The sequence below is a fragment of the Actinoallomurus iriomotensis genome, assembly GCF_030269445.1.
GTDB lineage: Bacteria > Actinomycetota > Actinomycetes > Streptosporangiales > Streptosporangiaceae > Actinoallomurus > Actinoallomurus iriomotensis.
Window position 1 is genome coordinate 259,310 of the sequence record NZ_BSTJ01000007.1, and the last position, 24,552, is coordinate 283,861.

Below are 24,552 nucleotides of genomic sequence, written 5' to 3' on the forward strand. Positions count from 1 at the left end.
CCCGACGAACACCTCATCCGGCAGCCCGACCAGCCATGATCACCATCTGCGGCTGGAGTACCAGGGCGGCCGTCAGCTTCGCTCCCGCCGGAACCACCGCGAGGCCGGGCCGGTGGCTGGGGTCGGGGTGTGAAAGCGCTGAGGGAGATCGGGTGAGACCTGGGTGACCGCCAACGCGCCATAGAGAGGCCGCACATGAGACGGAGCCCAATGTGACCGCTGCGATCGGAGATCCAGCGATGCGCGCGGCCAACGATGCCGCCGTGATCCGCGAGTCCCGGGATGTCCCTGAACGCTTCGGAGCGATCTTTGATGCCTACTTCGCCGAGATCCACGCGTATGTGGAGCGGCGGATCGGGCCGGAGAATGCTTCCGACGTGGCCGCAGAGACATTCCTGGCCGCGTTCCGTAAACGCGACCGGTACGAGCCCGCGCGTGCCAGCGTGCGTACCTGGCTGTACGGGTTCGCGACCAATCTCGTCGGCAAGCACCGGCGCGGTGAGGTGCGAGCACTGCGCGCCATGGACCGGATCGCCGGGGACGCGGGGTCCATCGCCGGGGACGCCGGGTCTGAGGAACTCGAAGCGCGGATCGCCGCTGAGGGCCTGCGAGGGCGGCTCGCGGGGGCACTCGCCGCGCTGTCCGCCGGGGACCGCGATGTGGTGTTGCTCGTCGCGCTCGCCGAGTTGAGTCATGAGGAGGTGGCCGCCGCGCTGGACATCCCGTACGGCACGGTCGGGTCACGACTGAACCGGGCCAGAAGAAAGCTACGTGAGGCGCTGGGCGGGACCAATCCACTGCTCGACCTGGAGGAACACGATGGATGAGATCCAGATGGTCCGCGATCTGTACGACCGGCCGGCGCCCGTGCCGGCGCACAAGGTCGCCGCGGCCCGCGCCCGTCTCGATCGGCTGAGCCGGCCCTCCCGTCGGCGGCTCTTCGGCGGCTCGCGGTTGTTGCCGTTCGGGCTCGGGCTGGCGGCCGCGGCCACCGCGGTGACGCTGACGGTCTTGTCGGCCGGCACCGGTCCAGAGGTGGAGACAGGCCAGGATTCCGGCCGTCGGCTCCTGCTCGCGGCCGCGGAGAAGACCGGCCACCAGCCACAGCCCAACGGACGGTATTGGCATGTGCGGATACAGGTGAGCGACCTGTTGCTCTTCGGCACACAAAGCAACCCGTACTGGATCAAGACGCACGACCGTCTGGAGTACTGGATGGCGCGCGATCCCGAAAAGCCCGGCTGGGACCTGACACAGCACCTCGGTGCCGAACCGGCGAGCCCGGCCGACGCAGCGGCCTGGCGGCGCGCGGGCTCGCCGTCACCGTTCGAGAACAAACGGCTCCCGGACTTCCACGCGGCGGTCACGCCGGGACCAGGGAAGGCGACGCTCGAGCAGAGTGATCCGAGCCTTGAGATCCTCACCGGACGGCCTTTCTCGCTCCGGCAGGTCTTCGCCCTGCCCACGCGCTCGGACGAGCTGGAGGCGACCATCCGCGACTACCTCAGCCGGCAGGCCGAGCACAACGGCGAAGATCCTCCGGACGATGCTCGAATCTTCGACTTCGGCAGCGAACTGCTGGTGCGCGCGCCGCTGACGCCCCAGGTCCGCGCGGCCACCTACCGGATGCTCGCTGGGCTTCACGGCGTCAAGAAGGCAGGCGCGGCGAAGGACGAGGCCGGCCGATGGGGCACGGCGATCGCCATAGGCGGCGGCACGGACAAGGACGGGAACCACGTTCCGCAGTTCCGGCTCATCATCGATCCCTCGACAGGCCAAGCACTCGCCGACCAGACGGTGGTGCAGAAGTCGGACACGAAGGTACCCGCCAAGCCCGGCGCCGCGTTCACCTCCTTCACCATGCTGGAGTCCGGCTGGACCGACACGGCGCCGAAGTAACCGCACCCTACGGCGTCAAGGCGGCCACCTCGACGCCGTAGGAACCACGTCCGGCCGGGGGCGCAGTAGCCCGGCCGCGAGTGCTCCGCAGGTGACGGCGAGGATTCCGCAGACGGCGAGTGCGCCGGTGACGCCCGCTGCGGCGCCTCCGGGAGTCGGCGGGCGGCTGTGGAATACCGTGCCGCAGGTCGCGACGCCGAGGGCGAGTCCCAGTTGGCGGGCGCTGTTCGCGGCGGCGCCGGCGGTGCCGGCGTGGGAAGGCGGTACCGCGGTGGTGGCGACCGCGGGCAGGACAGGGGAGACCACGCCGGCTCCGGCTCCGGTGAGCACCAGGAACGGCAGCAGTGCCGGCCAGCCGGATCCGGCGTCGAGGGCGAGGCCGGTGAGGCAACCGAGACCGACCGCGACCGTTCCCCCGCCGAGCGTCCAGCTCTGGGGCAGTCCATGCAGTCTGCTGCTGACCAGCCCCGACACGCCCATGAACACCACCAGCTGGACGGTGAGCACCAACGAGGTCGCGGACGAGCTCGTCCGCAGTTCGGTCTGCAGCCATGTGGAGATGTCGGGCAGTGCGCCGAAGGCGGCGAAGTAGTAGGCGAACGCCGCCAGCAGCACGCCGGCGAACGCCCGGGTGCCGAACAGTGCCGACGGGAGGATCGGGTGGGCGCCGGCACGTTCGGCCAGTACGAAGCCGGTGCCGGCGGCCACGGCGACGGCCAGGCCGAGCAGCGTACCGGGCGCCGACCAGCCGGAACCGGTGATGACGGTGTAGGCGAGTGAGGTGACCGCCACGCTGATCGTGACGACTCCCGGCCAGTCGATCCGCCCCGGCGTGGCGGGCATGTCGGGCAGTGAGGTGACGGCCAGCACCAGTGCGAGGGCGCACAGCGGGAGCGCGGCGAGGAACGTCGACCGCCAGCCCAGATGCTCGGTGAGCACACCGCCGCCGACCGTGCCCACCGCCGAGGCGGCGCCGGCCACCGCGCCCCACACCGCGAACGCGGTTCCCCGCGCCCGGCCGGTGTAGGTCAAGGCGATCAACGGCAGGATCGTGGCGAACATGGCGGCCCCGGCCACCCCCTGCACCGCACGGGCCACGATGAGCATCAGCGGTGTGTCCGCCAGCCCGCAGGCCAGCGTGGCGACGCCGAACACGGCCAGCCCGACCGTGTGGACCCGCCTGCCGCCCAGCACGTCGCTGAGCGACCCCGCTCCCAGCAGCAGTCCGGCCAGGGCGAGTGTGTACACGTCGATGATCCACTGCTGGGCGCCGAACCCGACGTGCAGTTCGGTGCCGATGCGCGGCAGGGAGACCGTCACGATCGTCGTGAACAACAGCAGCAGGAACGTGCCGAGACAGCACGCCACCAGTGGCAGCCAGTACCTCATGCCCGACACTGTGCTGTAATGCCCTCATGCCGGTAAACCCTTACAATCTGCCGTTGCTGCGCAACGTCATCGACCTGCTCAACCGGCCGCCGACCAGCCCGGACGAACTCGCCGCCCGCTGGACCGCCGCCGGAATGCCCCTCGACCGGCCGGCCGGCGACCGTGACCTCGACGTCGTACTGGACTACCTGACGCGCTGGGCGCGGCTGGTCGACGCCGCCACCGACCGGCACCGCGTCGCGCTGCTCAACGACCTGCTCTCCCGCTACGCGGGTCATCCCACCGTCACCGACCACGACGGCAGCGGCTGGCACATCCACTATCGGCCCGGCGGGGCCGGTCTGGCGGGCATCCTCACCGCGGCCACCAGCGTCGCCATCGCCCAGCACCTCACCGACCGCGGCATGCACCGCCTCGGACGCTGCGCGTCGCCCGAGTGCGGCAACGCCTACATCGACCACAGCCGCCCGGGACGGCAGCGCTACTGCTCCCACGCCTGTGCCAACCGGGACGCGGTGCGTCGCCACCGCCAGGCCGGAGCAGCCTGACCGAGAGGGCACGCTCGCCGTCCATCGGCCGGCCCCCGTACTTCGGAACCGCTTCCTCACCGGAAGCGTGCCGCCGGCCGGCCGCGGCAGTACGGTCCCCTCCACGGTGTGCATTTTTTGTTCGGGCTCTACCGATCAATCAGAACAATCATTCTGATGTCGCCAATCAATAACGGCGGTCCTAGAAAGGAGGTCAAGCGCAAATCGCCATCAGGGCGAGAAAGGCAGGCAGCATCCCATGACTCGCACAACCGCCACACGGCCCGGTCCCAAGCGCCTGATCATCGTGATCGCCGCGGCGATCGTGACCACGCTGACCGCCGGTATCACCGCCGCATCGGCCGCTCCGGCCCACGCCGCCGTGCTGTCCGTCGCCGGCGAAGGCGACCCCCAGGCCGGGTCCGCCGCAGTGAATCCGGCGGACATTCAAATGCCGGCATCCATCAATTTCGACCGCACGTGCTACACATTCGCTGGAGACACGGAGGAAAGCTGCGGAATCCGGCTTGATCGGGGAACCAGCGAGGCGCTTTTCAACGCGGCCAAAGGAGTCGCCGTCGGTGCGTTCAACCTGGTGTGCGTCCCGCTGCTCACCCCCTTCGTCGGGCACGACTCCGCCACTCTCACCTGCACCGGAATCGCCGCCTACGCGACCTCGTGGGCGAAGCTGCCTGACGGGCAGACCTTCTGGATCGGAACCTCCGGCCCCAAGACGGCGCATATCTACCTCGTCGACGCCGACGCCGCCATGACGGGTTCCGCCCCGTCCGCCGCCCGGCTCGTCGCCTGAACGGTTCCTCAGTCCCGGCCTCCCGCCTCGTACGAGGCGGGAGGCCGGTCCGCGGTGCTGAGACGCGGTGCCGGGCGGCCGTGGATCTGCCAGGTACGAGCGGCCCGGTCCCAGGAGAGTTCGTGGCCGCGGCTCGCCTCGCCGGCGAGGTCCAGATCGGCCAGGGCGGCCGTGGCCCCAGCGGTGGCGGGCCGCGGCAGGACGAGCAGTGTCGGCACCGGCGTGCCGGGCACGGTGATCTCCAGGCTCCGAGGCCGGCGCCGGTCGCGGACCCGCCGAATCCGGTGGGACGCCTGGTCGGCGGGTTCCCTCAGCTGGGCGCCGAGAGCCACTTCGAGGGCTTCGAGGAGCGCCGTGGGAAGCTCATCGGCGCCGTCGGTCCCCGCGGGCACGGCCAGTCCCTCAAGGTACGGGCAGGGCGCGCCGTCTTCGATCAGCTGGTCGAACAGCTCGTGTGCGTCGGCGTCCGTGAACGGCCTTCCGCCGAGTCTGTCGTCCAACCGCGCGTCGCACCACGTCGCGTGCTCGCGCGACCGGACCGCCGCCTGATCTCGGCCGATCAGGTCGAACGCCTCGACGGCGTCGCGGTAGGCCGTCCGAGCGTTGTGCAGGCGGAGTAGTTCGTGGGTGAAAGCCCCTGTTTCACGCTCGATGCCGGGCGCGAGTGCGGCCAGCGCCGAGGCCGCCCGCGCGATGACACGGCGGTCGTCGACGGCCCGGGCCGCCCGCAGGCCGCGCCGGTAGAAGCTCGCCGCGGTGCCGAAACTGCCCCGGGAGGCGAAGGTGCGCCCGGCGGAGACGCAGATCCGGGCCACGGCGTCCTGGTCGTCGATCCGCCACAGGGCCTCGTACCGGAGGCTCGCCTGTTCGGTCACCGCGTGCGCGACCGTCGCGCAGATCCGGGTGACGGCCGCCTCATCGGCACGCCGCCGCGCCTGCGGCAGCTCCACGAGCAGCATCGCGTTGTAGTCCACCCGCCTCATGTTGCCTGGTGATCATCAGACCTCACCGAGAAGCCACGGAAATAAGCGATGGGATGGGATGATGGCCGCCCAAACCGACGGGAGGAAAGCAGCGTGACTCCGCCTGCGACCATGGACCCGAAACGACTGGGTGCCATCGTCAACAAGTTCAGCGGTGCGTTCATCGAGACCCCGGAGGACGCGGATCTCGTCGACCGGACCCGCATGGCGCTGAAGTCGTTGCCGGACCGGACCGTACGGGAACTCGACGAGGCCATCAGCACTCTGGCGCTGCTGACCAAAGAGCGTCTCGCGGAGCGGGTGGAGTCGGCCACGAACAACGAAGAGGAGCAACGGCTTGCCCGGCCTGGACGAGAAACTGCATGACATCTACGACGAGGTAGTACGGCGCAACGCCGGCGAGGCCGAGTTCCATCAGGCGGCGCGCGAGGTCCTGACCAGCCTCGGTCCGGTGGTCGCCAAGCACCCCGAGTACGCCGACGCGGCCGTGATCCGCCGGCTGTGCGAACCCGAGCGGCAGATCATCTTCCGCGTCCCGTGGGTCGACGACGCCGGCACCGTGCAGGTCAACCGTGGCTTCCGGGTGGAGTTCAACTCCGCGCTCGGCCCGTACAAGGGCGGCCTGCGCTTTCACCCCAGCGTCTACCTGGGCATCATCAAGTTTCTCGGCTTCGAGCAGATCTTCAAGAACGCCCTCACGGGCCTGCCGATCGGCGGCGGCAAGGGAGGCTCGGACTTCGACCCGAAGGGTCGCTCCGACGGCGAGATCATGCGGTTCTGCCAGTCCTTCATGACCGAGCTCTACCGGCACATCGGCGAGCACACCGACGTGCCCGCGGGCGACATCGGCGTCGGTGGCCGCGAGATCGGCTTCCTGTTCGGCCAGTACAAGCGGATCACCAACCGCTACGAGTCCGGTGTTCTGACCGGAAAGGGGCTGGCCTGGGGCGGCTCCCAGGTGCGCACCGAGGCCACCGGCTACGGCACCGTCTTCTTCGTCGAGGAGATCCTCAAGACGCGCGACGACTCCTTCGACGGCAAGCAGGTGGTGGTGTCGGGTTCCGGCAACGTCGCCATCTACGCGATCGAGAAGGTCCAGCAGCTCGGCGGCACCGTGATCGCCTGCTCGGACTCCGGCGGCTACGTCGTCGACGAGAAGGGCGTGGACCTCGACCTGCTCAAGGACCTCAAGGAGGTCCGCCGCGGCCGCATCTCCGAGTACGTCGAGGCCCGAGGCGATTCCGCCCGGTACGTCGAGGGCGGCTCGGTGTGGGACGTTCCCTGCGACATCGCCCTGCCCTGTGCCACGCAGAACGAACTCAACGGCACCGACGCCGCGACCCTGGTCCGGAACGGATGCGGCATCGTCGCGGAAGGCGCGAACATGCCGTGCACCCCGGAGGCCGTCCAGCTCATGGCCGAAGCCGGCGTGGCCTTCGCCCCCGGTAAGGCCGCCAACGCCGGAGGCGTCGCGACCAGCGCACTGGAGATGCAGCAGAACGCCTCCCGCGACTCCTGGGCCTTCGACCACACCGAGCAACGCCTTGCCGCCATCATGCGCGGCATCCACGACCGCTGCGTGGAGACGGCCGACGAGTACGGAAGCCCCGGCGACTACCTCGCCGGAGCCAACATCGCCGGGTTCGTCCAGGTCGCCGACGCCATGCTGGCTCTCGGCGTCATCTGACGGCGAGGCCTCGTCGACCGGACCCGCCTGGCGCTGTATGCCGAAGAGCGTCTCGCGGAGACCCGTACCGCGTCGGAACAACAGGCTTCACGACTCAATGATCATTGGTTCGGGGCAGCCAACGACGCGACGGTATGCAGTCCGTCCGTGGTCAGGACGGCCACTTCCTGTACAGGAGTCGCGTCCGGCCCTGCGGAAAGGACGACGGACCGGGTACCGGGGGGCTGTTCGACGGCGATGCCTGCCGGCTGCCAGCCACCGTGGACTCCTCGGACGAGTACGAAACTCGCGGTGGTCGTGCTGTTCGAGTGCTGGACCTGCCAGCTTACGGTGTATCCGTCGGCGGCCCGGTGCACGCTGAGGTCCGACACCTGAGGTACGTCGTGCGGGAGCACTCGGGAGAACAACGTGGCGGATCCTTCGCTGACCTGAATCGAGTGGGCGTCGGCCGGTGCGGGGAGCAGTGCCGACAGGACGAACATCGCCTCCTGGCGTGTCGTGGCGCCCGTGTTGGTGCAGGCGGGCCTGCCCTGGACGGGCGTGTCCACGAGGGCGGCGCCGGCCGCGTTGAGGATCTGCACGCGGACGTCGCGATAGGCGCCCTTGATGTCCTCGACGAGTGGGTCGGCGTGGTCGTTCAGTTCGGCGGACAGCATGAAACCGAGACTGAGCCAGGCCTTGTCGCCGACCGCGTATCCGCTGGCGGTCAGTCTGGGCGGCGCCGGGGAGGCGGGGTCGCCGATCAACGTGGCATGCTGTCCGCCGAGTTCCAGCGACCGGATCTCGGTCGGTGCCGTGGCGCTACACGCGATCGCCAGACCGGGCAGAGCCAGCGCCGACCCGGTGAGCAGGCCCGCTCGCAGCAGCTGGCGTCGGGTCAGTTCGTTCGTCATCTCACCTCACGCCCTCAAGGAACCTCAGGTAGGTGGCTGTGGAGGTCCGTCGCGTAGGGACTGCTCCGCAGTAGCCCATCAGGTCGTCGGACCCGGAGGGGAACAGGGTCATCGTCGCGATGTCGAGGCAGGGCTGGTCGGTCTTGGGCAGGATGCGGTAGTCGAACGGCCAGCCGGCGCCGCAGTTCGGCGGTGGTGCGTGAAGGACCCCGACGGCATGGCAGAACTCGTGCGCGAATGTGCCGGCGGAGTCGTCGAGCCCGCTGGAAACGTCCACGATGAACATGCCTCGCGGTAGGCTCACGCCGATACCGCTGGTCTTGATCGGCATGGCCGGGTGCACGATCGCCGCGGTCACGGCGCGCTCGAGAGGAATGCGAGCGAACGACTCCAGGTAGACCAGATGTTGCCACCAGTCATCGTCGGTTCGGAAAGGCGGCATCGTCAGGACGATCGGTGCCAGGAAATCGAACGCTCCAGGTGCCAGCGGTAGAAAATCTATCGCTCGTGCGGCGATTTTCTTGAACTGGGCGAAGTCCGGCGTCGTGATGCCGGGTTGTGTCATGAGGACGGGTCGGACGGGGATCCGCCGCGTAGGCGTGAACGTGAACGTGGTGTCGAAGTTCGTGGTCCAGTCGTCTCCGGTGCCACCGGCCGCCGCACAGGTGACACTGAACTTGACCGTTCCGGTGAGAAGGTCGAGCGGCAGTTCGAGCAGGACGCCGTGCGTCTTGTCGTCGCGGTCGTGCTGACCAGCCGGAAACGCCGTCGCGCCCTTGAACGGCAGATCCTTCTTCCCCGCCGAGGAGGACACGGTGACGGTGTCGCTGACGTCGTGTACAGGTTGCTGGTAGGCATCCTCGCCGGTGCCGTCACCGTCACTGGTGAGGAAGATCCGTGCGGCCGTCCGTTTACCGGCCACCAGCGGAATCGAGTTGTCGCGTCGTTGTACGACCTGGACAAGCTCGATCCAAGATACGGTCAGCTTCGGGTTGAACGCTATTTTCCGGATGATCCTATGAGTGATCAGCCGGACCATCCAGCCCTCTTTGTTGTCGCCGGGATACGCATCATTGGGGGCGAGAATGATCTCGCCGCTGCGTTGTGCCTCGAACTGCGCGTTGAGGCCGCCCTGGTGCCAGACTCCACCGATGTCGCAGATAAGCGAGTTCTTGCGAAGTCGTGGCGCCGGATAATCCTCAGGCGCGGTGACGGGATCGCCGTCGGCGTTCAGGCGTGGCTCGAAAAGACCGAGCAGGCCCCCGCCGAAATTGACCATGTCATACCCGCTGACCCGCAGTTCGACGCGATCGCCTCTGACGACGGTGACCGCGGTGTGCACCTGGTCGCGTACCACGTGGAACTCGCCGTGGTCGACGGTGAGAAATGATGGTTCGCCCATGAAGCACGAGCATGGTCGCGCGAGGCCACGTCCGGACAGTGGCCATTCCGCCACCTTGACTCTGCGGTGATGACGCGCCACGCGGAGCTAGACTGCCTGGTGAGCAAGGGTGATCGCATGAACGAGGCAGAACTGCTGCGTTACGGGCTGCGCGCCGGCAATGCCATCATCGCCGGCGAGCCGTTCGAGACGATCCTGACCGACGGCCTGCGACGAACGGTCGGCGCGGACACGACGACCCTCACCGTGTGGCGTCGTACACCGGGCCGTCTTCCCACGATGACGGTGTCCGGTCCGGACACTCCGCCACTGGACGAACTACACGCCTGGACCACGAAGTTCGGCGAGCACCCCTACTTCGCCCACCTGTTGGCCACCCATGATCCACGCTCGTACCGGACCAGCGACTTGATGTCCTTCCGTCGTTTTCTGGACACCGCCGTATATCGCGACCTGCTCGCCCACTACGGCCTGCGTTACCAACTCGCCGCGACCCTGGCCTTCACCGAACAGGACCTCGTGTTCATCGGCCTCATGCGCACCAGGCGCGACTTCTCGGACCGGGAAGTCGGCGCCGTCGACCAGCTTCGACGAATGGTGTCCGCCGCGCTCGCCTTCCAGACCGAGGTACGGGCGGTCCGTGCGACGATCGGGCTCGCGCCGGCGGACGGACCCCACCTGACCGAACGGGAGAAGCAGGTACTACGGCTGGTGGCGGCGGGCCACACCAACGACCAGACCGCCACGCGGCTCGGGATCCGCACCCGCACCGTACGCAAGCACCTTGAGTCCGTCTTCGCCAAGGCGGAGGTGCCCAACCGAGCCGCTGCGGTGGCCTGGTGGTTGCGCCGGACCGGCGAGCCGGACGATGTGGCCGGGGGTGCGCCGCGCGGTGGACGCGGATCAACCCGGCAGTGTCCGGAGCCGCCACCGTAGTGAGCGGTCAGCACTCGATGACGTTGACGGCGAGGCCGCCGCGTGAGGTCTCCTTGTACTTGTCGAGCATGTCGCGGCCGGTGTCGCGCATGGTCTTCAGCGCCTTGTCCAGCGACACGAAGTGGCGGCCGTCGCCGCGCAGAGCCAATCGGGACGCGCTGATGGCCTTGATCGACGCGACCGCGTTGCGCTCGATGCACGGCACCTGCACCAGCCCGCCCACCGGGTCGCAGGTCAGGCCCAGGTTGTGTTCGATGCCGATCTCGGCGGCGTTCTCCACCTGCTCCGGGGTGCCGCCGAGCACCTCGGTCAGGCCCGCCGCCGCCATCGCGCACGCCGAGCCGACCTCGCCCTGGCAGCCGACCTCCGCGCCGGAGATCGAGGCGTTCTCCTTGATGAGCACGCCGATCGCCCCGGCCGTGAGCAGGAAGCGCACGACGCCCTCGTCGGACGCGCCCGGGACGTACTTGTCGTAATAGTGCAGGACCGCCGGGACGATGCCCGCCGCGCCGTTGGTCGGGGCGGTGACGATCCGGCCGCCCGCGGCGTTCTCCTCATTGACCGCGAGGGCGAACAGCGTCACCCAGTCCATCGCGTGCAGCGGGTCCGCCTCGGTCTCGGCGAGCAGCTTGCGGTAGAGCAGGTGCGCGCGGCGCCGTACCTTCAGGCCGCCCGGCAGCAGCCCCTCGTTCGTGCAGCCGCGCGTGACGCTTTCCCGCATCACCTGCCACAGCCCGAGCAGGTCCGCGCGGATCGTCTCCTCGTCGCGCCCGAACGCCTTCTCGTTCTCCATCATCAGCGCCGGCACCGACAGCCCGGTCTCCTCCGTCAGCGACAGCAGCGAGGCCCCGGTCGCGAACGGGTACGGCACGACCGTGTCGTCCGGCTTGATGCGGTCGGCGCCGGTCGCGTCCTCGTCCACGACGAAACCGCCGCCGACCGAGTAGTAGACCTTCTCCCGCAGCACCTCGCCCGCGTCGTCGTACGCCGTGAAGCGCATGCCGTTCGGATGGTGCGGCAGCGACTCCTTGCGCTCGAAGATCAGGTCCGAGCCGACGACGAACGGCACCTCGCGCGAGCCGAGCAGGCGGATCGTCCCCCGCGAACGCGCCGATGCCAGCCGCGCCGGAACACCGTCGACGTCGACCGACTCCGGCCGGTCACCCTCCAGGCCCAGGATGACCGCCTTGTCGCTGCCGTGCCCCTTGCCGGTCAGGCCCAGCGAGCCGTACAGCACGGTGCGTACGGACGCGGTCTTCTCCAGCAGGCCGTCGGCGGAGAGGGAACGCGCGAACCGGTGCGCCGCCACCATCGGCCCGCCCGTGTGCGAGCTGGACGGACCGATACCCACCTTGAACAGGTCGAAGACGCTGATCGCCATGACTACTCGGCCACGACGCCGCGAGCCTCCATGGCCTGCTGGTAGAGACGCCCGGCGCGGTAGCTGGAGCGTACGAGCGGCCCGGACATCACCCCCGCGAAGCCGATCTCCTCGGCCTCGGCCTTCAGCTCGACGAACTCCTCCGGCTTGACCCAGCGCTCGACCGGGTGGTGGCGGGGGGTGGGCCGGAGGTACTGCGTGATGGTGAGCAGCTCGCAGCCCGCGTCGTACAGGTCGCGCATCGCCTGCGTGATCTCCTCGCGGGTCTCGCCCATGCCGAGGATGAGGTTGGACTTGGTGACCAGCCCGTCCTCACGCGCCTGGGTCAGGACCGACAGCGACCGCTCGTACCGGAAGGCCGGCCGGATCCGCTTGAAGATCCGCGGTACCGTCTCCAGGTTGTGCGCGAGCACCTCGGGCCGGGAGGAGAACACCTCGGCGAGTTGCGACGGCACGGCGTTGAAGTCCGGGATGAGCAGCTCGACGCCGCAGCCGGGCAGCGCGGAGTGGATCTGCCGCACCGTCTCGGCGTACAGCCACGCGCCGCCGTCCGGCAGGTCGTCGCGGGCGACGCCGGTGATCGTGGCGTACCGCAGGCCCATCCGCTCGACCGACTCCGCGACGCGCCGGGGCTCGTCCGGGTCGTACGCGGCGGGCTTGCCCGTGTCGATCTGGCAGAAGTCACACCGGCGCGTGCACTGGTCGCCGCCGATGAGGAAGGTGGCCTCGCGGTCCTCCCAGCACTCGTAGATGTTCGGGCAGCCCGCCTCCTGGCACACGGTGTGCAGGCCCTCGCTGCGCACCAGGTCGGTCAGCTCCCGGTACTGCGGCCCCATCTTCAGCTTGGTCTTGATCCACGGCGGCTTGCGCTCGATCGGGGTCGCGGCGTTGCGCGCCTCGACGCGGAGCAGCTTGCGGCCTTCCGGGGCGATGGTCATCTCATCTCACAAACTGGGATATAGCGGGTGCTGTTCGGCCAGGGCGGTCACCCGGGCCGAAAGCGCTGCCTCGTCGAACGACGGCTGCAGCGCGAGCGCGATGATGTCGGCGACCTCGGCGAAGTCGGCCTCCTGGAAGCCGCGGGTGGCCAGCGCGGGCGTGCCGATCCGCAGCCCGGAGGTCACCATCGGCGGCCGCGGGTCGTTCGGGACGGCGTTGCGGTTGACGGTGATGCCGATGGAGTGCAGCCGGTCCTCGGCGTCGCGCCCGGTCAGCTCCGAGTCGACCAGGTCGACCAGGACCAGGTGCACGTCGGTGCCGCCGGTCAGTACCTTCACGCCCGCCTTGGCGGCGTCCTCGCGCGACAGCCGCGCCGCCAGTGCCTTCGCGCCCTCGACCGTACGGCGCTGGCGCTCGGCGAACTCCTCGGACGCGGCGATCTTCAGGGCCACGGCCTTGGCGGCGATCACGTGCTCCAGCGGCCCGCCCTGCGTGCCCGGGAACACCGCGGAGTTGATCTTCTTGGCGAACTCCTCGCGGCACAGGATGAGGCCGCCGCGGGGCCCGCAGAGGGTCTTGTGCGTCGTGCTCGTGACGACGTCGGCGTGCGGCACCGGCGAGGGGTGCAGCCCGGCGGCGACGAGCCCGGCGAAGTGCGCCATGTCAACCATGAGCAGCGCGCCCGTCTCGTCGGCGATGCGGCGGAACTCGGCGAAGTCGAGCTGCCGCGGGTACGCCGACCAGCCGGCGACGATCATCTTCGGCCGGTGCTCGCGCGCCAGCCGGGCGACCTCGTCCATGTCGACCAGGCCGTCCTCGCCTACGTGGTAGGCGGCGACGTTGAACATCTTGCCCGAGTAGTTGATCTTCATGCCGTGGGTCAGGTGCCCGCCGTGGGCGAGGTCCAGGCCCAGGATGGTGTCGCCCGGCTGGAGCAGCGCGAAGTACACCGCGATGTTGGCCTGCGCCCCCGAGTGGGGCTGCACGTTCGCGTGGTCGGCGCCGAACAGGGCCTTGGCGCGGTCGATCGCGAGCTGCTCGGTGACGTCGACGTACTCACAGCCGCCGTAGTAGCGGCGGCCCGGGTAGCCCTCGGCGTACTTGTTCGTCATCACCGAGCCCTGGGCCTCGAGCACGCCCACCGGGGCGAAGTTCTCCGAGGCGATCATCTCCAGGGTCGACTGCTGGCGGTGCAGCTCCTCGGCGATGGCCGACGCGACCTCCGGGTCGATCTCGGAGAGAGGGGCGTTGGACAGGCTCATCTCACGCCTCCTCGATCAGCTTGGAGTAGGCCGGCGCGTCCAGCAGGTCGGGGCCGTCACCGTCGGTACGGATCTTCAGCAGCCAGCCCTCCCCGTACGGGTCGGTGTTGATCACGGCCGGGTCCTCCTCGACCGCACCGTTCACCGCCACGACCTCCCCCGTCACCGGCGCATAGATGTCACTCACCGACTTGGTCGACTCCGCCTCGCCACAGGGCTCCCCGGCCTCGACCGTGGCGCCCTCCTGCGGCAACGAGACGTACACGATGTCACCGAGGGCGTCGGCGGCATAGGCGGTGATCCCCACAGTCACAACACCGTCGGACGGCTCGGTAATCCACTCATGCTCTTCGGTGTAGGAAAGGGTCTCGGGAACGTTGCTCACGGGGTCCTCCTATAGAAAGGCAGGGCGACCTTGTCGACCGGCTCATGTTTGCCGCGGATGTCCACCGCCAGATCGGTGTCTTCGGTGTGACCCGCGTGGATATAGCCCATGGCGATGGGCTTGCCCAGTGTCGGGGACGGCGCGCCGCTGGTCACGACTCCGCACGGCGTGCCGTCTGATCCCACGATGTCGTACCCGTGCCGGGGCACCCGCCGTCCCCTGGCGACCAGGCCGACGAGGGTGCGCTCCGGCGCCTTGTCGGCGATCGCGGCCAGCGCGGCACGTCCGACGAAGTCGCCCTTGTCGAACTTGACGGTACGGCCGAGGCCCGCGTCGAACGGCGTCGTCTCGGTGGTCAGCTCGTTGCCGTACAGCGGCATCCCGGCCTCCAGGCGCAGCGTGTCGCGCGAGGACAGCCCGCAGGGCCGCAGGTCGTCGCCGCCGGCCTCGGTCAGCGCCGCCCAGGTCGCCACGGCGTCGCCGGCGGAGACGAACAGCTCGAAGCCGTCCTCGCCCGTGTAGCCGGTGCGGGCGATCAGGGCGTCGACGCCGGACACCGCGCCGGGCAGGATCGCGTAGTACTTCAGGTCGCCGAGCGCGGCGTCGGTGAGCTTGCCGAGGATCCCCTGCGCCTTCGGCCCCTGGACCGCGACGAGGGCGTACGCGTCGGAGCGGTCGTCGACGGTGGCCCCGTCGAACTTCCCGGCCCGCGCGGTCAGCTCGGAGCGTACGGTGGCGGCGTTCGCGGCGTTGGCCACGACCAGATAGGTCTCGGCGGCCAGCCGGTAGACGATCAGGTCGTCCAGGACGCCGCCGTCGGCGTCGCAGATCATCGTGTAGCGCGCCCGGCCCACGGCGAGCGCCGAAAGGTGTCCGATGAGGGAGTAGTCGAGCGCCGCCCCGGCCTGCGGGCCGGTCACGAAGATCTCTCCCATATGGGACAGGTCGAACAGGCCGGCGCTGGTACGGACCGCCTGGTGCTCGGCGGTCTCGCTGCCGTAGCGCAGCGGCATCCGATAACCGGCGAACTCGGTGACGGTGGCGCCGAGGCCCTCGTGGACCTCGTGGAGTGGTGTCTTCTTGGTGTCCGGAACGGACATCGCGGCAGGCTCCTTATCGCGCGGGCGATCCGGGGGTCATATCGTCCCACTGGTTCGCGTGCGGTCTCGGCGCCTCCCCCTCTGTCATCGGCGCCTGAGAGCTTCGCCCGGGGGGCTTGCACCTTCGGCGGGAGCGGTGCTCCGCTTTCCAGAGGTCGCCTGCTCCGCGCGGTCTTCGTCGCCTGAGAGGTTCCGGGGAGGAGTTGCTCCTTCGGCGGCCCGGACTGGCGGTCCGGGCGCTCTCCCGCGCGGGATCAACGGCTGCCGCCAGGCTAGCAGCGCCCGTCGCGCGGCGACAGCCCGCACATCGGCCCACCTGGCCACGCGGATACACGCTGAGTGTATAGACGGCGAGTATACGCGCGACGTACCCTCCGTCTCATGAGCGTTCCCTACGCCCTCCTCGGCCTGCTCGAACGGGAGCCGAGCCACGGGTACGACCTGAAACGCGACTACGACGCGCTGTTCGGCCGGGGCAGGCCGCTGTCCTTCGGCCAGGTCTACGCCACCCTCGGCCGGCTCGCCCGTGCGGGGAAGGTGGTCGTGGGCGAGACCGAGGCCGGCGCGGGCCCCGACCGCAAGCGGTACGTCATCACCGAGACGGGGGCGACCGAGTTCGAGTCCTGGCTCGCCGAGCCGGTCGAGGCCGAGCCGCACCTGCAGACGGTGCTGTTCACGAAGGTCGTGCTCGCGCTGCTGCTCGACCGCGACGCCGAGGCGTACCTCGACGCCCAGCGCGCCGCCCACCTGAAACGCATGCGCGAGCTGACCGAGACCAAGCGGACCGGCGACCTGGTCGACGCGCTGCTCGCCGACCACGGCCTGTTCCACCTGGAGTCCGACCTGCGCTGGATCGACCTCACCGCGGCCCGGCTCGACGCGCTGAAACGCGAGGTCCTGCCGTGACGACTCTCGTGGAGGCGCGCGACGTGACGCTGTCGTTCGGCAGCACGCCCGCGCTGCGGGGCGCGAGCCTGTCGGCCGAGGCCGGCGAGATCCTCGCCGTCATGGGCCCGAGCGGGTCGGGCAAGTCGACCCTGCTGCACTGCCTGGCCGGGATCCTCACGCCGGGTTCCGGCGAGGTCCGGTTCGACGGCCGCCGGGTGGACACCATGGGCGAGGCCGAGCGCAGCGCCCTGCGCCGCGACCGCTTCGGCTTCGTGTTCCAGTTCGGTCAGCTCGTCCCCGAGCTGACCGCCGAGGAGAACGTCGCGCTGCCACTGCTGCTCGGCGGCATGCGCCGGGGCGCGGCCGTCCGGCAGGCCCACCCCTGGTTCGAACGGCTCGGCCTGGACGGCCTGGAGCGGCGGCGGTCCGGCGAGCTGTCCGGCGGGCAGGCCCAGCGCGTCGCACTGGCCCGAGGCCTGGTCGCGAGCCCGCGGGTGCTGTTCGCCGACGAACCGACCGGCGCGCTCGACTCGCTCACCGGCGAGCAGGTCATGGAGCTGCTCGTGTCCGCCGCCCGCGAGGAGGGCACCACGGTCATCCTGGTCACCCACGAGCCACGGGTGGCCGCGTACGCCGACCGCGAGGTCATCGTCCGCGACGGGAGGACCACGTCGATCGGGGTGATCTCGTGATCGGGTTCGGTGTGCGGCTGGCCGTGGCGGGCGGGCGAGAGGCGGCCGTGCGGCTGGTGGTCACGGCGGCCGCCGTCGCGCTGGGAGTCGGGCTGCTGCTGGCGACCTTGGCGGGCGTCAACGCGGTCAACGCGCAGAACGCCCGCTACGCCTGGCTGAACTCCGCGTCCCCCGAGGCCACGGCGGGTGTTCCGCCGTCCCCGGACCCACTGTGGGCCACCCTCGGTTACGAGCGCTACGAGGGCAGGACGATCACCCGGGTCGACGTCGCCGCCACCGGGCCCCGCTCACCCGTTCCACCCGGCATCCCGCGCCCGCCCGGGCCGGGGGAGTACTACGCGTCAGCCGCGCTGACCGCGCTGCTGCGCACGGCACCGCCCGGCCGGCTCGGCGACCGCTACCCCGGCCGCCGGATCGGCACGATCGGCCCGGCCGCGCTCCCGTCCCCGGACTCGCTGTACGTCATCGCGGGCGCGAGCGCCGCCGAACTCTCGCGCGCCCCCGGCGCGGCGAAGGTGACCGCCATCGCCACCAGGACGCCCAGCAGCTGTTCGAGCTGCAACGCCGGCACCAACGCGAACGGCATCGACCTCATCCTGTCGGTCACGGCGGCGGCGCTGCTCTTCCCCGTGCTGATCTTCATCGGCACGGTCACCCGGCTCGTCGCCACGCGTCGCGAACAGCGCTTCGCCGCCATGCGCCTGGTCGGCGCCACGCCCCGGCAGATCTCCCTGGTCGCGGCCGTCGAGTCCAGCGTCGCGGCGGTCGCCGGCACCGCGGGCGGTTTCGGACTGTTCTTCCTCTTCCGCACGCGCCTGACCGCGCTCCCGCTCACCGGCGAGCGGTTCTACGCCGCCGACCTGTCGCTCAACCCGCTCCAGATCGCGCTCGCCGCCGTCGGCGTCCCGATCGGGGCGATGATCGCGGCGCGCCTCGCGCTGCGCCGGGTGCGGATCTCCCCGCTCGGCGTGAGCCGGCGCGTCACTCCGCGCCCGCCTCGCCCGTACCGGCTGATCCCGCTCGTCGCCGGCGTCGCCGAGCTGGCGTTCTTCGTCGGCCGTCGCCCCGACACCACGAACGGCCAGATCTGGGCGTACCTCACCGGGATCTTCCTGATGATGGGCGGCCTGGTCGTCGCCGGGCCGTGGCTGACCATGGCCGGCTCACGCGTCGTCGCGCGGTACGCCCGCCGTCCCGCGACGTTGATCGCCGGGCGACGGCTCGCCGACGACCCGAAGGCCGGCTATCGCGCGGTCAGCGGCCTCGTGCTCGCCCTCTTCGTCACCAGCACGGCGGTCGGAGTGATCAACACGATGGTGGCCGAAGAGGGCCTGCCCGAGAGCGACGCGGCGGCCCGCGGCACGCTGGTGGCCGAGTACTCCCACGGCTGGACCAGGACGCCGGGCGTGCCCCGCGCCTCCGTCCCGGTCTCCGACCAGGTCCTGGCCCGGCTGCGCTCGATCCCCGGCGTACGGGGCGTCATGCTGATCCACACGAACCCGCTCGGCACGACGCTCTCGCTGGGCGGCCCCCGGCCGATGGTGGCCGGGCTGATGTCGTGCCGCGAGCTGGCCGGGGTGCCGCACTTCGGGCGGTGCGCCGCCGGCGCGGACGTGGTGTCGGTGCCGCCCGACTACGTGTTCGACTCCGAGCGCCTCCCCGGCACGGACTGGCCCGCCGCCGCCCTGTCCTCGTCGCGGGCGCGGCGCCTCCCGGTCCAGACGGTCGTCGTCGGCACGGACGGGTCGGCGTCGGCGGTCGAACGGGCGCGGACCGTGCTCACCGTCGCCTTCCCGCACCGCGAGCCGGCGGCCACCGTCCGGGAGATGCGTGCGAACGCCGACACCGCGCGGCTGCTCAGGGGGTACGAACGCCTGGCCGACGTGGTGATCGTCGTCAGCCTGTGCATCGCCGGGTGTGCCCTGGCGGCGAGCGTGGTCGGCGGCCTGAACGAGCGCAAACGGCCGTTCAGCCTGCTGCGGCTCACGGGCGTCCGGCTCGCGACCCTCGGCCGGGCCGTCGTCCTGGAGAGCGCGGTCCCGCTGCTGGCCAACGCCGTCGTGGCGACGGGGGCGGGGTTCCTGGCCGCCGGGCTGTTCCTGAGGTCGCAGCTGGACTACCCGCTGCACCCGCCGGGCATCGGCTTCGCCGTCACGGTCGTGGCAGGGCTCGCCGTCTCCCTCGGCGTCATCGCCGCCACCCTGCCCCTGCTCCGGCGGATCACCGGGCCCGAGACCGCGCGGAACGAGTGAGGGGCTCACCGATCCCCTCACTCGTTCGGCACGCCTACGTCCCGATGCCACCGTGACTGTGCGTCGCTTGGCGGGTTTTATCTGTCGGCTGGTACGTAACACAGTTCGAGGATTCCGGAGGGGAAGGCCGTGCTTTTCACCAGGCGCAGCTTCCGAGCCTCGTCCAGTTCGGGGACCAGTGGCGCGCCCTTGCCGGTGATGGCGGGGAGCACCCACAGGCGGTACTCATCGACCACGCCGAGCTTGATCAGCGATTGCATGAACTCGGTGCCGCCGCAGGCGACGAGGTCCTTGCCGGGCCCGGCCTTGAGCTTGGCGATCTCTTCCGCGGTGTCACCGCCGGCGATCCGGGTCTCGGGCCAGTCGTCGGCGGTTTCGAGGGTGCGGGAGAACACGACCTTGGGGATCTCGTTCATGGCCTTGGCGGACGGGTGGTCGGAGGTGGGCCAGTATCCGGCACAGATCTCGTAGGTCTTGCGGCCCATGAGGAAGGCTCCGGCCTCCCACAGCCGGCTGACGAAGTATTCCTCCTGCTCGGGGTCGTCGATGCTGTCCATGACGTCCCGGATTCCGTTGTCCCCGTCGGCGCTCTTGCCGTCGAGTGAGACGTAAAAGCCCAGAATCAACCTACGCATCCGACGCCTCCGTTTGTTTCTTCCCGCGCCGGGACGGTCCCAGCGCAGGTCCAACGCCCCTCTTGGACACCTACGACGCGAGCCAGGACCGCCACGCCGACTCGATCTCCTTCTCGTCCTCGTCGGCGGAAAAGCCGTGGTACCCGACGACGAGCGTGTTCCGGTAGCCCTTGATCAACAGGTGGATGCCGTGCGGGGTGCGCACACCGACGAAATATGGCGTGCCGAGGAACTCGACCACACCGTCGGTGGCGGGCAGGCCGGGTACGTTCAATCGCACGGGCGCACCCTGGTTCATCTCGCCGGTCAGCGAGAGCGCGGCCGCGAACCGCGACCACACCCGCTCGTTGTCCGGCACGGCCGGGCCGACCAGGAACAGGTTGCGCGTGGCGTGGCGGCCCGGGAAGTACTTCAGGTAGGCGGCGAGCTGCTTGAGGTACATCAGGTCGCCTGCCTTCATGCTGTCGTAGTACTCCGCATCCCAGTCGTCGCTCAGGATGCCGCTGTGCACGAACCGCAGGACGGTGCTTCCGCCGTCCCGGCCCTCCAGCAGGTACTCGCAGGCCGTGAACGTGCCGTCCGGGCTGTCCTCCCGGAAGGCCAGGCGCTCGCCCGGCTCCCACGCGGTGATCGTGGACTTCTGGACGAAACCCATCGCGCCCATCATGTCCAGGCTGTTCGTACCGCCTTCCCCTTCCTCGTGCAGGCGGCGGGGGTACAACCTCCGCCGCCGCGAGAACGGCCGCCCGGGGGCGAACAGGGCCCTGGGCAAAGCCCGCGCCGGTCTGCCGGCCCGCACCGTGGTCGACGCGACCACGGTGAGGGGCTCAGCGCACGAAGGTCACGTCGGGGTACCGCGGCGACGGCCGGTCCAGCAGGTCGTCGTCGCGGCCGCGCAGCCACCGGTCGAAGAAGGCCGCCAGGTACGCACGCTGCTCGGCCACCGCCCGCGAGGAGTCGATCCAGCCGGTGTCCGCGTCCACCTTGAGCTGCGGCGCCAGTGACTCCAGGTCGGTGTAGGTGTGGTGCGCCGAGCCGCGCAGGTGCAGGTCGCGCTTCCAGCCGGTGCTGTGGTCCCACAGCGCCTCCCACGACCGTACGGTGTGGTGGTCGCTCGCCTGGCTGCCCATCAGCAGGAACGGCCGCCGCAGGCCGCTCTCGGCGAGCGACGACAGGCCGGGACCGCCGTCGCTCTGGTCGAAGCCGACCGTGCCGTCCAGGTCCGCCGCGGCCCGTACGCGCGGGTCGTCGTGCAGCGCCTGCAGGGCGGTGAACCCGCCCGCCGACTGGCCTGCCATGCCGATCCGCCCGGGGTCGACGGCGTCGCCCAGCCCGTTCGGGAGCGTGCTCAGCCGGCCGAGCACGAACCGCGTGTCGGCGGTCCGTACGCTCACGACCTTCTTCAACGTCTCCAGCGGGTCACCGTCCAGGGGCAGCTTGAACGGCTCGACCCGGCCGCCGGGGAACTCCACCTCCGACGCGTCATAGGTGTGGTCGATCGTCACGACGACGTAGCCGCGCGAGGCCAGGTCCTCGGCGAAGGTGGTGCCGAGCGTGCGCGGGTCGCCCAGGCCGGGGGAGAACAGCACGACGGGATGGCGGCCGGCCGTCACGGGCGCGCCCTGGTGGGAGTGCGTCATCGTGGCGCCCCAGTCGGCGGCGCCGGGCTTGATGCCCAGGCCCTGGTGGACGGGGGTGCCGAGCGAGGCGTCGAAGTGCTTCGCCGCGCCCGGTGTCATCTGCGGCGCGAGCGGGTGGGCCGCGGCGTCGCGCGCCGGGTAGAACACGCTGACCATCAGCTCCCGGTACGCCTGCGCGGGCACCCACGGATCGTGCCGTGAGTCGTCGACCAGACGCACCGCGACCGTGCCGACGTCGTCCGGCCCACTGGGAGAAGGCAGCGTGAGCCGCGCCGCGTTCGTGGACGCCGCCGTGTGGACGTTCGGCCGCAGCGGAACGGCCGAGGAGACGGTCGGCCCGGCCGCCAGCAGAGCGGCCGTGGCCAGGCCGCCCGCCACCAGACCACCGATGAGACGGGAACCGTTCACGAGCCCTCCTTCGTCGGTGGAGTGATCCAGACGCGCGTGTTCTTGACTCGCTCGCTTCGCTCGCTCATGAGAGGACCTCCGGTGTCGCAGGAATGGCCTCAATGCTGGTCGGGCGGGCGCGGCGGCGGAATCGTGCCACCACGCCGATCGGGGGTTCGGTTTTCCCGACCTCTCACACGACGACGACGGGTGCGGGGACGGCCGCGGCCGCCACCAGCGCGGAGAAGACCGCCACCTCCGCGTCGGCCTCCGGATGCCACTGGACGCCGACCGTGAACGGGTGCCCGTCCAGCTCGGCCGCCTCGATCAGGCCGTCGTCGGACCACGCGCACGCGGTGAGGCCCCCGCCGAGCCGGTCGATCGCCTGGTGGTGCAGGCTCGGCACGTCCAGAGTCGTACGGTTCAGCGCGCGGGCCAGGACGCAGCGGGGATGCAGGTGCACGTCGTGCCGGACGAAGACGCCGTCCCCGCCCGCGTGTCCCTCGTGGCCGACGACGTCCGGCACGTGCTGGTGCAGCGTGCCGCCGAGGGCCACGTTCATGAGCTGGAGGCCACGGCAGATGCCGAGGATCGGCAGCCGCAGCGCGAGCGCCTCCCGCAGCAGGGCCAGCTCGGCGGCGTCGCGGACGGCGTTGACCGGCCCGCTCGCCCGATGCGGGACCGCGCCGTACCGCGCCGGGTCGACGTCACCGCCGCCGACGAGCAGCAGCCCGTCGAGACGCGACAGCACGCCGTCGACGCCGGGCAGGGCCGGCAGGACCACCGGCGTCCCACCGGCGGCGAGAACCTTGTCGAGATAACGCTGGGGCACGACGCTGGCGGGCATGTCCCACGCCGCCCAGCGGGCCCGTTCGGCGTAGGCGCTCACGCCGATCACAGGTCTTGTCACGGCAAACGATGAAAGCGTGACGCGACGTCACGCCCCACCGACCTGGAATTCGCCTGGTCGCGATTTGACCTGTCGCTGACCGGGCCGGCCGTCCGCCGCCGCGACCAGGGCACGGAACAGCGACGGGTCCGCGTCGACCTCCGGATGCCACTGGACGCCCAGCGTGAACGGGCGGTCGCCGGCCTCGGCGGCCTCGACCAGGCCGTCGTCGGACCACGCGGTCGCGGTCAGCCCCGCCCCGAGCCGGTCGATCGCCTGGTGGTGGTAGTGCGACACCGTGACCGTCTCCGCGCCGAGCGCCGCGGCCAGCCGCGTGCCCGGCGCGACCTTCACCGGGAACCGGCTGTAGATCCCGGGGCTCCGCGAGTGCCGGACGTCGCCGCCCACGTCCGGCACGTGCTGGTGGAGCGTGCCGCCCAGGGCGACGTTGAGCACCTGGAGGCCACGGCAGACGCCGAGGAAGGGCAGGCCGAGCTCCAGCGCGCCGCGCACGAGGGCGAGCTCCGCCTCGTCCCGGAAGTCGCGGACGTGACCGGTCCGCTCGTGCGGCGCCGCGCCGTACGACGCGGGGTTCAGGTCGCCGCCGCCGGACAGCACGAGCGCGTCGAGGCGCGGCAGCACCGAGGACGGGTCGCCGGCCGGCGGCAGCAGCACGGGCTGCCCACCGGTCTGGACGATCTGCTCGACGTACGCGTGCGGCAGCAGCGTCGCCGTCGTCTCCCAGACCGTGAACCGCGCCGGCTCCACGTACGACGTCACCCCGATGACCGGCGGGGTCACGAGAGCGGAGTGACGTACGCGCCGGAGATCCCGCCGTCCACCAGGAACTCCGAGGCCGTGACGAACGAGGCGTCGTCGCTGGCCAGGAACGCCACGGCCGCCGCGATCTCGCTCGCCTCGGCGAACCGGCCGACCGGGATGTGCACCAGCCGCCTGGCCGCGCGCTCGGGGTCCTTGGCGAACAGCTCCTGGAGCAGCGGGGTGTTCACCGGTCCCGGGCACAGGGCGTTGACCCGGATGCCCTCGCGGGCGAACTGCACGCCCAGCTCCCGCGACATCGCCAGCACGCCGCCCTTGGAGGCGGTGTAGGAGATCTGCGAGGTCGCCGCGCCCATGACCGCCACGAACGACGCCGTGTTGATGATCGAGCCGCGTCCCTGCTCGCGCATGTACGGGATGACGTGCTTGCAGCACAGGTACACGCTGGTCAGGTTGACCTCCTGCACGCGGCGCCACGCGTCGATGCCGGTCGTCAGGATCGAGTCGTCGTCGGGCGGGGAGATCCCGGCGTTATTGAAGGCGATGTCCACCGAGCCGTAGGCGTTCTTGGCGAAGGCGTACATCCCGCGCACGTCCTCCTCGCTGGTGACGTCCGCGCGGACGAACAGCCCGCCGACCTCCTCCGCGACGTTCTTGCCGGTCGTCTCGTCCACGTCGGCGATGACGACTCTGGCGCCCTCCTCGGCGAATCGCCGTACGGTCGCCAGGCCGATGCCGCTGGCACCGCCGGTGACGACCGCGACGCGGTCCTGCAGACGCTGCATTGATCCTCCG

25 protein-coding genes and 2 riboswitches are annotated in these 24,552 nt (G+C 70.5%); of the genes, 10 read left to right on the forward strand and 15 right to left on the reverse strand.

Features of this window, described 5'->3' with window-relative positions; genetic code table 11:
* The first annotated feature begins 212 nt into the window (after nt 1–212).
* Both QSK37_RS27905 and QSK37_RS27910 read left to right on the forward strand, forming a co-directional pair.
* On the forward strand, nt 213–827 hold the full coding sequence (locus tag QSK37_RS27905) for an RNA polymerase sigma factor (RefSeq protein ID WP_285626761.1): 615 nt from the start codon (nt 213–215) through the stop codon (nt 825–827).
* Nucleotides 820–1,899, forward strand: a complete 1,080-nt coding sequence (locus QSK37_RS27910) for a CU044_5270 family protein (protein WP_285626763.1) — start codon at nt 820–822, stop codon at nt 1,897–1,899. Before QSK37_RS27905 ends, QSK37_RS27910 begins: the two co-directional genes overlap by 8 nt.
* A gap of 15 nt (nt 1,900–1,914) precedes the next feature.
* Here QSK37_RS27910 and QSK37_RS27915 read toward each other — a convergent pair whose 3' ends face one another.
* Complete coding sequence (locus tag QSK37_RS27915) at nt 1,915–3,288, reverse strand: MFS transporter (RefSeq protein ID WP_285626765.1); 1,374 nt, start codon at nt 3,286–3,288, stop codon at nt 1,915–1,917.
* Nucleotides 3,289–3,341: 53 nt separating this feature from the next.
* On the opposite strand from QSK37_RS27915, the gene QSK37_RS27920 reads away from it, so the two are divergent.
* Together QSK37_RS27920 and QSK37_RS27925 are read left to right on the forward strand one after the other, a co-directional pair.
* Nucleotides 3,342–3,836, forward strand: a complete 495-nt coding sequence (locus tag QSK37_RS27920) for a CGNR zinc finger domain-containing protein (RefSeq protein ID WP_285626768.1) — start codon at nt 3,342–3,344, stop codon at nt 3,834–3,836.
* 286 nt (nt 3,837–4,122) lie between these two features.
* Nucleotides 4,123–4,626: a hypothetical protein gene (locus QSK37_RS27925; RefSeq protein ID WP_285626770.1), complete on the forward strand. Its 504-nt coding sequence runs from the start codon at nt 4,123–4,125 to the stop codon at nt 4,624–4,626.
* A gap of 8 nt (nt 4,627–4,634) precedes the next feature.
* Here the strand turns inward: QSK37_RS27925 and QSK37_RS27930 are convergent, their stop codons facing one another.
* On the reverse strand, nt 4,635–5,600 hold the full coding sequence (locus tag QSK37_RS27930) for a hypothetical protein (protein ID WP_285626773.1): 966 nt from the start codon (nt 5,598–5,600) through the stop codon (nt 4,635–4,637).
* A 102-nt stretch (nt 5,601–5,702) separates the two neighbouring features.
* On the opposite strand from QSK37_RS27930, the gene QSK37_RS27935 reads away from it, so the two are divergent.
* Both QSK37_RS27935 and gdhA read left to right on the forward strand, forming a co-directional pair.
* Nucleotides 5,703–5,975, forward strand: a complete 273-nt coding sequence (locus QSK37_RS27935) for a hypothetical protein (protein ID WP_285626780.1) — start codon at nt 5,703–5,705, stop codon at nt 5,973–5,975.
* Nucleotides 5,947–7,296 carry an NADP-specific glutamate dehydrogenase gene (gene gdhA, locus QSK37_RS27940; RefSeq protein WP_285626783.1) on the forward strand — a complete coding sequence of 450 codons (1,350 nt, stop codon included), beginning with the start codon at nt 5,947–5,949 and terminating at the stop codon, nt 7,294–7,296. The genes QSK37_RS27935 and gdhA overlap by 29 nt, the downstream gene beginning before the upstream one ends.
* Nucleotides 7,297–7,397: 101 nt before the next feature.
* On the opposite strand, the gene QSK37_RS27945 is transcribed toward gdhA, so the two are convergent.
* Both QSK37_RS27945 and QSK37_RS27950 read right to left on the reverse strand, forming a co-directional pair.
* The gene (locus QSK37_RS27945; protein WP_285626785.1) at nt 7,398–8,189 is read right to left on the reverse strand and encodes a hypothetical protein; all 792 of its coding nucleotides are present in this window, start codon (nt 8,187–8,189) and stop codon (nt 7,398–7,400) included.
* A 1-nt stretch (nt 8,190) separates the two neighbouring features.
* The gene (locus QSK37_RS27950; protein ID WP_285626788.1) at nt 8,191–9,591 is read right to left on the reverse strand and encodes a zinc metalloprotease; all 1,401 of its coding nucleotides are present in this window, start codon (nt 9,589–9,591) and stop codon (nt 8,191–8,193) included.
* A 117-nt stretch (nt 9,592–9,708) separates the two neighbouring features.
* Between QSK37_RS27950 and QSK37_RS27955 the strand changes: the two genes are divergently transcribed.
* Nucleotides 9,709–10,527, forward strand: a complete 819-nt coding sequence (locus QSK37_RS27955) for a helix-turn-helix transcriptional regulator (protein ID WP_285626791.1) — start codon at nt 9,709–9,711, stop codon at nt 10,525–10,527.
* Between the two features lie 7 nt (nt 10,528–10,534).
* Here the strand turns inward: QSK37_RS27955 and QSK37_RS27960 are convergent, their stop codons facing one another.
* From QSK37_RS27960 to gcvT, 5 genes are read right to left on the reverse strand one after another with little or no spacing between them, the layout of a single operon-like run.
* Complete coding sequence (locus QSK37_RS27960) at nt 10,535–11,908, reverse strand: L-serine ammonia-lyase (protein ID WP_285626795.1); 1,374 nt, start codon at nt 11,906–11,908, stop codon at nt 10,535–10,537.
* A gap of 2 nt (nt 11,909–11,910) precedes the next feature.
* Nucleotides 11,911–12,846, reverse strand: coding sequence for a lipoyl synthase (gene lipA, locus QSK37_RS27965; protein ID WP_285579895.1), 936 nt, complete (start codon nt 12,844–12,846; stop codon nt 11,911–11,913).
* Nucleotides 12,847–12,852: 6 nt separating this feature from the next.
* On the reverse strand, nt 12,853–14,109 hold the full coding sequence (gene glyA / locus QSK37_RS27970) for a serine hydroxymethyltransferase (RefSeq protein WP_285626798.1): 1,257 nt from the start codon (nt 14,107–14,109) through the stop codon (nt 12,853–12,855).
* A gap of 1 nt (nt 14,110) precedes the next feature.
* The gene (gene gcvH / locus QSK37_RS27975; RefSeq protein ID WP_285579899.1) at nt 14,111–14,494 is read right to left on the reverse strand and encodes a glycine cleavage system protein GcvH; all 384 of its coding nucleotides are present in this window, start codon (nt 14,492–14,494) and stop codon (nt 14,111–14,113) included.
* Nucleotides 14,491–15,594, reverse strand: a complete 1,104-nt coding sequence (gene gcvT, locus QSK37_RS27980) for a glycine cleavage system aminomethyltransferase GcvT (protein ID WP_285626800.1) — start codon at nt 15,592–15,594, stop codon at nt 14,491–14,493. The genes gcvH and gcvT overlap by 4 nt, the downstream gene beginning before the upstream one ends.
* A gap of 78 nt (nt 15,595–15,672) precedes the next feature.
* Nucleotides 15,673–15,749, reverse strand: a riboswitch (glycine riboswitch).
* 4 nt (nt 15,750–15,753) lie between these two features.
* A riboswitch (glycine riboswitch) is annotated at nt 15,754–15,851 on the reverse strand.
* 124 nt (nt 15,852–15,975) lie between these two features.
* Here gcvT and QSK37_RS27985 point away from each other — a divergent pair.
* From QSK37_RS27985 to QSK37_RS27995, 3 genes are read left to right on the forward strand one after another with little or no spacing between them, the layout of a single operon-like run.
* Nucleotides 15,976–16,500 carry a PadR family transcriptional regulator gene (locus tag QSK37_RS27985; RefSeq protein ID WP_285626802.1) on the forward strand — a complete coding sequence of 175 codons (525 nt, stop codon included), beginning with the start codon at nt 15,976–15,978 and terminating at the stop codon, nt 16,498–16,500.
* Nucleotides 16,497–17,174: an ABC transporter ATP-binding protein gene (locus QSK37_RS27990; RefSeq protein ID WP_285626805.1), complete on the forward strand. Its 678-nt coding sequence runs from the start codon at nt 16,497–16,499 to the stop codon at nt 17,172–17,174. Before QSK37_RS27985 ends, QSK37_RS27990 begins: the two co-directional genes overlap by 4 nt.
* Nucleotides 17,171–19,426, forward strand: coding sequence for an ABC transporter permease (locus QSK37_RS27995; RefSeq protein WP_285626808.1), 2,256 nt, complete (start codon nt 17,171–17,173; stop codon nt 19,424–19,426). The genes QSK37_RS27990 and QSK37_RS27995 overlap by 4 nt, the downstream gene beginning before the upstream one ends.
* Nucleotides 19,427–19,503: 77 nt before the next feature.
* Here QSK37_RS27995 and QSK37_RS28000 read toward each other — a convergent pair whose 3' ends face one another.
* From QSK37_RS28000 to QSK37_RS28025, 6 genes are all read right to left on the reverse strand, one after another.
* On the reverse strand, nt 19,504–20,061 hold the full coding sequence (locus tag QSK37_RS28000; RefSeq protein ID WP_285626815.1) for a dihydrofolate reductase family protein: 558 nt from the start codon (nt 20,059–20,061) through the stop codon (nt 19,504–19,506).
* Between the two features lie 70 nt (nt 20,062–20,131).
* Nucleotides 20,132–20,716: an SRPBCC family protein gene (locus QSK37_RS28005; protein WP_285626817.1), complete on the reverse strand. Its 585-nt coding sequence runs from the start codon at nt 20,714–20,716 to the stop codon at nt 20,132–20,134.
* A 172-nt stretch (nt 20,717–20,888) separates the two neighbouring features.
* Nucleotides 20,889–22,109 carry an alpha/beta hydrolase family protein gene (locus QSK37_RS28010; RefSeq protein ID WP_285626820.1) on the reverse strand — a complete coding sequence of 407 codons (1,221 nt, stop codon included), beginning with the start codon at nt 22,107–22,109 and terminating at the stop codon, nt 20,889–20,891.
* Between the two features lie 172 nt (nt 22,110–22,281).
* Nucleotides 22,282–22,998, reverse strand: a complete 717-nt coding sequence (locus tag QSK37_RS28015) for a gamma-glutamyl-gamma-aminobutyrate hydrolase family protein (RefSeq protein ID WP_285626822.1) — start codon at nt 22,996–22,998, stop codon at nt 22,282–22,284.
* Between the two features lie 27 nt (nt 22,999–23,025).
* Nucleotides 23,026–23,778 (reverse strand): gamma-glutamyl-gamma-aminobutyrate hydrolase family protein, encoded by a 753-nt coding sequence (locus tag QSK37_RS28020; protein ID WP_285626824.1) that lies wholly within the window; start codon nt 23,776–23,778, stop codon nt 23,026–23,028.
* A complete protein-coding gene (locus QSK37_RS28025; RefSeq protein WP_285579914.1) occupies nt 23,775–24,542 on the reverse strand; it encodes a 3-oxoacyl-ACP reductase in 768 nt (255 codons plus the stop codon). Before QSK37_RS28025 ends, QSK37_RS28020 begins: the two co-directional genes overlap by 4 nt.
* Nucleotides 24,543–24,552 lie beyond the last annotated feature (10 nt).